Origin of the sequence: Asticcacaulis biprosthecium C19, from assembly GCF_000204015.1 — a bacterium.
Classification (GTDB): Bacteria; Pseudomonadota; Alphaproteobacteria; order Caulobacterales; family Caulobacteraceae; genus Asticcacaulis; species Asticcacaulis biprosthecius.
The window spans coordinates 727,140-736,622 of the sequence record NZ_GL883079.1 but is presented as its reverse complement, the minus strand read 5'-3'; the positions used below and the strand labels follow the sequence as shown (position 1 = coordinate 736,622).

The following is a 9,483-nucleotide window of genomic DNA, read 5'->3' as shown; positions in this document are numbered from 1 at the left end:
TAAACGAATGCCAACCAGCGCATATGTGTCAGCTTCACGGTAGGTTGGCATTAGTTCGACGACGCCAGCAGCGACAGTTGGCCAATACTGCTTGACTCATCCAGAGCCTGTTCGCGGTCGGTCAGAGGGGTCGGGTAATCGCCGGTGAAATAATGGTCGGTGAACTGCGGCGTTTCGGGGTCGCGGCGGTTGTGCCCCATCGCCTTGTACAGACCTTCGACCGACAGGAAGCCCAGGGAATCGCATTCCAGCATCTGGCGCATTTCTTCCAGGGTGTGGTTGGCGGCGAGCAGCTTTTCGCGGTCGGGCATGTCGATGCCGTAGAAGTCGGGCCACATGATCGGCGGGCTGGCCGACCGCAGGTGGACTTCCTTGGCGCCGGCTTCACGGACCATGCGCACGATCTTCACCGAAGTGGTGCCGCGTACGATTGAGTCGTCGATCAGGATGACGCGCTTGCCTTCCAGGGCGACGCGGTTGGGCGAGTGCTTTTTGCGCACGCCCAGGTCACGGATATGCTGGGTCGGCTGGATAAAGGTGCGGCCGACATAATGGTTGCGAATAATGCCCAGTTCGAACGGCAGGCCCGACTGTTCGGCGAAACCCAGCGAGGCCGGGACGCCGGAATCCGGTACCGGCACAACGACATCGGCGTCGGCGGCGTGCTCGATGGCGAGTTGCCGGCCCATGGCCTTGCGGACCTCGTAGATCGACTTGCCGTTCACCACAGAGTCCGGGCGGGCGAAGTAGACATATTCGAACAGGCAGGGACGCGCGGCGCGGGCGTCGAAGGGTTTGTAGGACTTCAGGCCGTTCTCGTCGATCTGGACGACTTCGCCATGTTCAACGTCGCGCACGAAGGTCGCGCCGATCATGTCCAAGGCGCACGTTTCCGAGGCGAGAACATAGGCGTTGTTCAGCTTGCCGATGACCAGCGGGCGGATGCCCAGGGGGTCACGGGCGCCGATCAGCATTTTGCGCGTCAGGGCGACCAGGGCGAAACCGCCCTCCAGGTGGCGTAGCGCCTCCATGAAACGGTCGATGATGCGCAGTTCGCGCGACCGGGCGACCAGATGCAAGATAACCTCCGAATCGGAGGTCGACTGGAAGATGGAACCTGCGGCGACGAGCTTGGTGCGCACATTCATGAAATTGGTGAGATTGCCGTTGTGGGCGATGGCGATGCCGCCCTGGTCCAGATCGGCGAACATCGGCTGGACGTTGCGGATAAAGGCGCCGCCAGCGGTGGAATAGCGGGTGTGGCCGATGGCGGAGTGGCCCTGTAGCTTCTGCGTCAGGTCATAACCGGTAAAGACGTCGCCGACCAGGCCATGTTCGCGTTCGATATAGAAGCGGCGGCCGTCGCACGAGGCGACGCCGCAGGCTTCCTGACCGCGGTGTTGCAGGGCATGTAGGCCCAGGACCGTCACCGCGCTGGCGTCATCCATGCCGTAGATGCCGAAAACACCGCATTCCAGACGTGGCCGGTCGTCCTCGATGTCGCGCGCAAAAGCGCCTGTGTCAACGAGGTCGGACAGGGGAGGCACAGACAGCATAAGATCTCTTTCGGTTACGCGAGAGCCGATGCCAAAGGCCAGGCAACGGCCGACTATTCCTGACTGGTTTCCACCACCTTGTCGGTCGCGTTACTTCCGACAGGGACGAAGGCTTGTATGGCTTCGGCACATCGTGCCGTCAGCGGGAAGACCTTCGCGTCGAGGAACCATTCCGGCAAGCGCTCTTTAGGCGTCACAACGACAAAAATCAAATGGATTACGCCCAGAACGACCAGTGTACGGAAGATTCCGATGCCAAGCCCCAGCGCGCGGTCAAAGGCGTTGAGCGCCTTTTGTTTGTGGACCTTTTCGGCCAGGCTGTGACCGAAGAAGCGAATGCCGAAATAGATCAGCAGGAAGAGCAGAAAGGCGACGAACACGCCCATGAGCATGTCGAGCGCAAAGGTCTTGGTCACGAACGGGTGGCTGACCACCGCTATAAACAAGGCCAGAAAGAACGAGATCAGATTGACCAGTTCCTTGATGCCGCCGCGCATGACGCCCGACAGACACGAGGCGATCAGAACCGCCAGAAAAATGAAATCCCAAGCCTGCACTGCCATCCCCTGCCGATATGGTATTTTCTCTCTTTACCATTTTGGCCGGAGGTTAACAACGGGAGTCATTCTCCCACGGGAAACAGAGCAGCAATGGCATCAGCCAGGCTGGTGAACGCCTTAACTTTCACCGGCGGATTGTCGATCGCAACCGGCGCCGCGATGGCGCTGTTGAAACCCAGCTTGGCGGCTTCCTTCAATCGGCCTTCACCGCGGCTGACCGTGCGCACATCGCCCGACAGGCTGATCTCGCCGAAGACAACACAGTCCCGCGGCAAGGGCGTATCGGTCAGCGCCGACACCAGGGCCAGGGCCGCACACAGGTCACCGGCGGGTTCATTGATGCGCAAGCCCCCGGCGACATTGAGATAGACGTCCTTCTGGCCGAAACCGACGCCACAGCGCGATTCGAGTACCGCCAGAATCATGGCCAGCCGGCCGGAATCCCAACCCACGACGGCCCGGCGCGGCGTGCCGTAGGCCGAGGGCGCCACCAAGGCCTGAACCTCGACCAGAACGGGGCGAGACCCTTCGATGCCCGCGAACACCGCCGAACCCGAGGCGCGCTCATGGCCGTCACCCAGGAAAAGGGCCGAGGGATTGGGCACTTCGCGTAAACCGGCATCGCCCATCTCGAATACGCCGATCTCGTCGGTAGCGCCGAAACGATTCTTGGTGCCGCGCAAAATGCGGAACGGATAGCCGCGCTCGCCCTCGAACGACAGGACCGCATCGACCATGTGCTCGACCACTCGCGGGCCGGCGATCTGGCCTTCCTTGGTGACATGGCCGACCATAATGACCGAGGTGCCGTGCTTCTTGGCCAGCCGGACCAGTTCGCCGGCGCAGGCACGGACCTGCGACACCGAACCCTGCGCCGCCTCAATGGCGTCCGACCACAGGGTCTGGATCGAGTCGATGATCACCAGGTCAAATTTTTCGCGCTTCAAGGCCTCGAGAATGGTCCGCAGAGATGTTTCGGCGGCCAGGTCAACCGGCGCCTTGGCCAGACCCATGCGGGCGGCGCGGCCGCGAATCTGCTCGACCGCTTCTTCGCCGGAAATATAGGCGACCTTGAGGTTGCGTGAGGCCGCGTTGGCGGCAACCTGCAACAGAAGTGTCGATTTACCCACTCCCGGGTCGCCGGCGATCAGTATCGCCGAGCCCGGCACAACACCGCCACCGCAGACCCGGTCGAATTCATCTATCCCGGTGACCATGCGGGCGGGAATTTCGTCGTGACTGTCCAGTGTTTCGAACTGCAGCTTGTTCAATCGCGACAGTTTGGCGGGTTCGGCTTTCAACCCGCCCGGCGGTGATGAAAAGCTTTCCTGGACAAGGGTGTTCCACTGGCCGCAGGCCGGGCACTGGCCGGCCCATTTGCTATGGACACCGCCGCAGGATTGACAGGTAAAGAGGGTCTGATGCTTGGTCATATCGGCTCACGGAACAAGAATGTTCTTCTTATGTTCCGTGTATGTGAGTCTGTCAAGTATAGTGTCGCGGCACCCGTGTACCAAGTCGTGTCAGGACCTCGTAACCGATGGTTCCGGCCGCCGTAGCGACTGCGTCCAGGTTCTGGGAACTGCCCAGTATTTCGACCCAGGTGCGGTCACTGACGTGAAGACCGGTGACATCCACGGTAAACACATCCATCGACACACGGCCCGTCAAAGGGCGGCGCTCGCCCTGAACGGTGACGAAACCCAACGGCGCTAAGCTGCGCATCAGGCCGTCGGCGTAGCCCAGCCCGATCGTAGCCAGGGTCATGTCGCGGTCGGCCACAAAGCTCGCCCCGTAACCAACGCTTTCGCCGACCTTCAACTCGCGTATTTGCAGGATGCGGGCGCTAAGATGGGCGACGGGCTGGATATCGGCATGAGCGGTTCCGAATGGGCCGCCGCCATACAGACAGATTCCTGGCCGGACCAGATCGAAGCCATAGTCTGGTCCGAGATAGAGGCCTGAACTGTTGGAGAGGGATCGCGCCACGCCGGGAAAGTGATCCGTCGCGGCACGAAACGCCATCAATTGTTGATAATTCATGGGGTGGCCGGGCTCATCACCACAGGCGAGGTGGCTCATCACCAAGGCCAGTCCGTGGTGTCTAGCCGCCGGCAGGTCAGCGATCTGATCGGGCCGAACGCCCAGCCGGTTCATGCCGGTGTCGATGTGCAGGGCGGCCACAACCTCGGACGGCCCTTGTAGCCACAGCTGGTACTGGTCGGGCGTGTTGATCACCGGTCTTAGGCGCTGGGCGGCAAAGGCGGATGGATCGGTCAACCCATCCAGAACATAGATGACCGGATCATTGCCGACGAGAGTCCGCAGAGCGAGGCCCTCGGCCAGGCGGGCGACGAAAAAGGTCTTCGCTCCCTGCCGTGCCAAATGCGCCGCCACGCCGGCCATGCCCAAACCATAGGCGTCGGCCTTCACAACAGGGGCGACCTCGGCGGCACCGGCCGCGCGTTTCAGGCTGGCATAGTTTTGGCTCAGCGCGGCCAAATCGACATTCAAGCGGGCGGTAGACGAAGCGGACATCATAATTCGTCGCTAGCACGCACGGCTCGGGTCATGAAACGAAATCTACGCCTTCGCGACCGCTTTCATCACGACGTGATCAACCGGTGCGCCGGCAAAGAAGTTCATCACGGCGGCGCGGTGATCGGGGCCAACCACGACAGCGATCCGTTCGCCCGGATGCGATCTGGCAAAATTAGCGATATTGGCGGCAATGCGCGCCTTTCGGCCAGTCTGGAACGCCGTGATGTCGGCAAACCGGGTGCCGTCGTAATAGGCTTTCAGGGTGTTGTCATAGGCGACACACAGATCATCATAGCGTCCATCATTGAGGCGGCGTGCCGATGCCGTTTCCAGAAGGCGGCGTTTCTGCGCAGCTATGTCCGTCAAACGCGCCGCCAGGGCTTGTTTGTCCGGCGTGCGTAGTTCGGCGGCATCGGCGGCCTGGGCCTGCAGTTCGCCGATCGGCGTGCTTTCGTGCCATTTCTCTGGAAGAGGTTTGCCATTGAGTTCATCACCCAACCAGTCGAAGCCGAACACCCGATCTGAATACAGCGCGCGTAGCTCGACCATTTCCTTCGGATAGACCGAAGCCAACCAGGCCGGATCGCCGGTGACGTCTTCAGGCCGCATCTCCAGTCCGACCCGGTCCGGCCTGAATTTCGCGATCAGACGATAGAGATCGTCAAAGCTATAATGGGGATTGATGCCGTGCAAGTCATGCAGGGAGGCTACCACCATCAAGGTGACCGGGGCGATACGTGGCTGGGCCTTGCGTTTACGAGCGAGGGCGGGTTCGGCCAGCGGTATCAAAGTGGCTGACAGCAAAAACGCCAAAGCGGCGCGGCGTGACGAAACTGGCGACATACTACCCTCCCAGACAAAAGCGCTAACACCACCTGTCTGCGCCTTGAGGGCGTCAAGATTCGATAAGGCTGATCTCCCGCAGAGCTAAAGACCGCGTAGTGTGGGCTATTCGTTGCTGTAGTTGCTGTAGCGCTCTGGGTTCGCCAGATTGCCGAACTTCACGGTGCTTTCGCTGAAGGACAGCCGTACGGTGCCGATAGGACCGTGACGCTGCTTGCCGATGATGACTTCGGCGGTCCCCTTGCAGCGGTCCATCTCTTCCTGCCACTTCAAGTGATCTTCCGTCCCTTCCTTGGGCTCGGCACGGCCCAGGTAGTAGCTTTCGCGGAAGACGAACATGACGATATCGGCGTCCTGCTCGATCGAGCCGGATTCGCGCAGGTCGGATAACTGGGGACGCTTGTCGTCGCGGCTTTCGACCGTCCGCGACAACTGCGAAAGGGCGATCACAGGGATGGCCAGTTCCTTGGCCAGCGATTTCAGCCCCATGGTGATCGTCGAAACTTCCTGCACCCGGTTCATCTGGCCGCCGGTATCACCCAGCGTCACCAGCTGAAGGTAGTCGACGATCAGGCAGTCGAGGCCGACGGTGCGCTTCAGGCGTCGCGCCCGCGCCGTTAGCTTGGCCAGGGTAATGCCGCCGGTGTCGTCGATATACAGAGGTGAGGCGCTGATATCCATGGCGCCTTCCTTCAGTTTCATGAACTCGGTGGCGTCGATCTCGCCCTTGCGGATCTTGTCGGACGGCACGCCCGAGGCGTCCGCGAGAAGACGCGCCGCCAACTGGTCGGCTGACATTTCCAGCGAGTAGAAGGCGACGATGCCGCCGCGAACGGTCTTGCGCGTGCCATCAGGCTGGGGCTCATAGGCATAGTTCTGGGCGATACTCATGGCGATATTGGTCGCCAGGGCGGTCTTACCCATCGACGGGCGACCGGCCAGGATGACCAGGTCGGATTTGTGCAGGCCGCCGATCTGCCGATCCAGGTCGACCAGGGCGGTAGAAATACCAGCCAGGCCGCCATCACGATGGAAGGCTTCTTCGGCATGGGCCAGGGCGCCGGCAACAGCGTCGGAAAACGGTACAAACCCGGTCGACGACGTGCCTTTTTCGGCCATGTCGAACAGCTTGGCTTCGGCAGCTTCGATCTGGTCGCGGGCGGGCTTTGCGCCATTGGCATCCTTGGCAATGTCGCCGCCCAGGCGGATCAGATCGCGGCGCAGAGCCAGGTCGTAGATGACGCGGGCATAGTCCGAGGCATTGGCAGCCGGAGGGGCGCGGTCGACCAGGTCGGCGAAGTAGCGGATGCCGCCCAGGTCGTTGAAAGCTGGGTCGTTCTTGAACTTGTCCATCAGTACGATCGGCTCGGCCAGGTGACCGATACGGATCTGTTCCTCGATGGTCGCGAACAGGCGCTGATGGAAAGGTTCATAGAAATGTGACGCTTGCAGACCGTCATACAGACGTTCGTACGCACCGTTGTCAAACAGCAGACAGCCTAGCAAAGCCTGTTCAGCTTCAAGGTTGTGCGGGAGGGAGGCGGGGGCTTCGGTGGCGTTGGGCGTTAAGGTATCGGGCATGTTTGGCGTCATACAAAGGTTAGCGCGGCCAGTGCAAGGCCGTGCGGGCTTCCTTCCACGGTTCCGGCAAACGGTCCACTTTGGGCCGATTCACAGGCTGTGAAGATTGGGGATAACCCTAGCATGTTCCGCAAATGTTCTCAATACGCTCGATTTCGCACCCATAGCAAAACTCCCCATCGTTGCCGATGGGGAGCTGAAAAACGCTGTAACGATTCCGGGTGCAGGGCCCGCGGCCCTGCTACCAGGACTGGCTGACGCGGGCGTATACGAAGCGGCCGTTGAAGCCGAACGGCGAGAACCGCGAGAAGGCCAAAGCACCGGCACCGTTGCCGCTGGTGATGTTCAGGCTGGTCGGCGTAGCGTCCGGATAGACGTCGAAGACGTTATCCGCGCCAACCGACAGGGTCGTGCCCGTGCCGAAACGGTAGCTGGCCGACAGGTCGGTGATCGTTTTTTCGCCGGTGTGGATGTCGTTCGCTTCAACCGCGGCGGGATCAACCACGTCGCCGTAATAGGTAGCGCGGGCATTGACCGACCAGTTGTGCTTTTGCCAGTCGACGGCCACGCTCGCCTTGGTCTCCGGAGCGGAGTTGGTCAGGATCAGTTGACGGGTACGGATGAACAGCGGCGGCTGCGGGCTGAGCGGCGAGTTGGTCAGGGTCGGCAGACGATCGATCTCGGTTTCATTGTGGTTGTAGGCACCGGTAAAGGTGAAATTGCCCACGCTGTCGGTGCGTAAACGGTAGGCCGCGACGACATCAATGCCGGTTGTGGTGGTGTCGACGCCGTTGATGAAGAAGCGGGCGGCGCTGACATTATAGGGGGCCAGCAAGGCGGCGACCTGCGGCGAGAAGCCGGCCGAGATGTTCTCCGACAACACGATACGGTCGTCGATATCGATCTGGTAGGCGTCGACCGTCAGCTCGAACGGGCCCGAACGCCAGACGGCGCCCAGGGTGCTGCTGGTCGAGGTTTCAGCCTCCAGCGGTTCCGCGCCCAGGGCTAACGACACGGGAGCCGTGGCCGGGAAGGTGCCTGTTTCGACGACAACCCCGCCGGTCACGACCGACGCGGTCGAGGTGAAGTACTGCTGAGCGAGTGACGGCGCACGGAAGCCTGTCGACAACGAGCCGCGCAGGGCGAAGCTGTCGCTGAACTCGTAGCGGCCGGCGACCTTGCCCGACAGGTTGCCGCCGAAGTCGGAATAGTCTTCATAGCGCAGGGCGGTGTCAAAGCTGAAGCGGTCGGTAACCTGGCCGGCGACGTCGACATAGATGCCGGCGCTGGAGCGGTTTTCCTCGATCTCATTGTTAGGGCGCAGGCCGATAAAGCCTTGGGCGCCTGCGGATTTGGTGGTGTCCGTCCCCAGGGCGTAGGACTGAAGCTCGCCCGCCGTGATCTGATAGGTTTCGTTGCGCGCTTCCAGGCCAACCGCCACGCTCAGCGGACCGGCCCAGCCGGCGACCTCGAAATCACGGCTCAGGTCGGCGTTGACGACGGTCTGACCGTACTTGAGCTGGCCGGAATAGAAGTCATGTTGAGAGGCCGTGCCGTAGGACGGGTTGAGGCTGTTGAGGGTGTAATAGTCGAGCTCGTTGTCGCCACCGGTCACGCTGACGTCGCTGGTCCATCCGCCAAGCGTGCCGCGCACCCCTGCCGTAGCCGAAATGTCCTTGGACCTGGCATTGATGATTGGCAGGAAGCCGTTGGGATAGACGGCGAGGCTGTTGCCGGAGCTGTTGGCATGGCGATAGAAGGCGGCGCTTTCGGAATTTAGATCGCGGAAGCCCAGGTTGCCATAGGCGGTCCAGGTCTCGTTGATCGGCTTGCCGGCATTGAAGAACAGGCTGAGGTCTTTTTGTTCCGGATCGCCGTAACGGCTGGTGACGCGGGCCGGGGTGACGACGGGGCTGACGTCGGCACGGTTGGTCGGGTTGCGGCGGCGCAGTTCACCGGAGATGGTCAGGTAGCCATCCGAACCCAGAGGCAGGCCAACCCAGCCGTTCAGGCTCGTGGTGCCGCCGTCATTGATGTGGCGTTCGGAATTGGCGGCGTCGAAATCGGTGTCGTACTCGCCATAGGAGAAGGTCAGGTTACCGCCCTTGCTGGCGCGGCGAAGGCCCAGGTTCACGACACCAGCAATGGCGTCGGAGCCGTATTGCGCCGAAGCGCCGTCACGCAGGATTTCGACCTTGTCGAGCGCCGCGGCCGGAATGGCGTTGAGATCAACAGCCGAAGACCCGCGGCCGGCCGAACCGTTGACATTGACCAGGGCGGATGCGTGGCGGCGTTTGCCGTCGACGAGCACCAGCGTCTGGTCCGGTGCCAGGCCGCGCAGGGAGGCCGGCCGGACGTTGTCGGTGCCGTCGGTAGCCGAGGGACGCGGGAAGTTCAGCGAT

At 61.7% G+C, this 9,483-nt stretch carries 7 protein-coding genes; all 7 read right to left on the bottom strand.

Annotated features, from left to right (window positions below; translation table 11 throughout):
• Positions 1-50: 50 nt before the first annotated feature.
• On the bottom strand, positions 51-1,556 hold the full coding sequence (purF, locus tag ABI_RS18620; protein WP_006274606.1) for an amidophosphoribosyltransferase: 1,506 nt from the start codon (positions 1,554-1,556) through the stop codon (positions 51-53).
• A 53-nt stretch (positions 1,557-1,609) separates the two neighbouring features.
• Positions 1,610-2,119, bottom strand: a complete 510-nt coding sequence (locus tag ABI_RS18615) for a CvpA family protein (protein ID WP_006274604.1) — start codon at positions 2,117-2,119, stop codon at positions 1,610-1,612.
• Between the two features lie 59 nt (positions 2,120-2,178).
• A complete protein-coding gene (gene radA / locus ABI_RS18610; protein WP_006274603.1) occupies positions 2,179-3,549 on the bottom strand; it encodes a DNA repair protein RadA in 1,371 nt (456 codons plus the stop codon).
• Positions 3,550-3,601: 52 nt separating this feature from the next.
• Positions 3,602-4,654 (bottom strand): alanine racemase, encoded by a 1,053-nt coding sequence (gene alr, locus ABI_RS18605; protein WP_006274602.1) that lies wholly within the window; start codon positions 4,652-4,654, stop codon positions 3,602-3,604.
• Between the two features lie 45 nt (positions 4,655-4,699).
• Positions 4,700-5,500 (bottom strand): hypothetical protein, encoded by an 801-nt coding sequence (locus tag ABI_RS18600; RefSeq protein WP_006274601.1) that lies wholly within the window; start codon positions 5,498-5,500, stop codon positions 4,700-4,702.
• 105 nt (positions 5,501-5,605) lie between these two features.
• Positions 5,606-7,081 (bottom strand): replicative DNA helicase, encoded by a 1,476-nt coding sequence (locus tag ABI_RS18595; protein ID WP_245531396.1) that lies wholly within the window; start codon positions 7,079-7,081, stop codon positions 5,606-5,608.
• 241 nt (positions 7,082-7,322) lie between these two features.
• Positions 7,323-9,483, bottom strand: a 2,161-nt coding sequence (locus tag ABI_RS18590) for a TonB-dependent receptor plug domain-containing protein (protein ID WP_040309608.1), incomplete at its 5' end; no start/stop codon positions are given.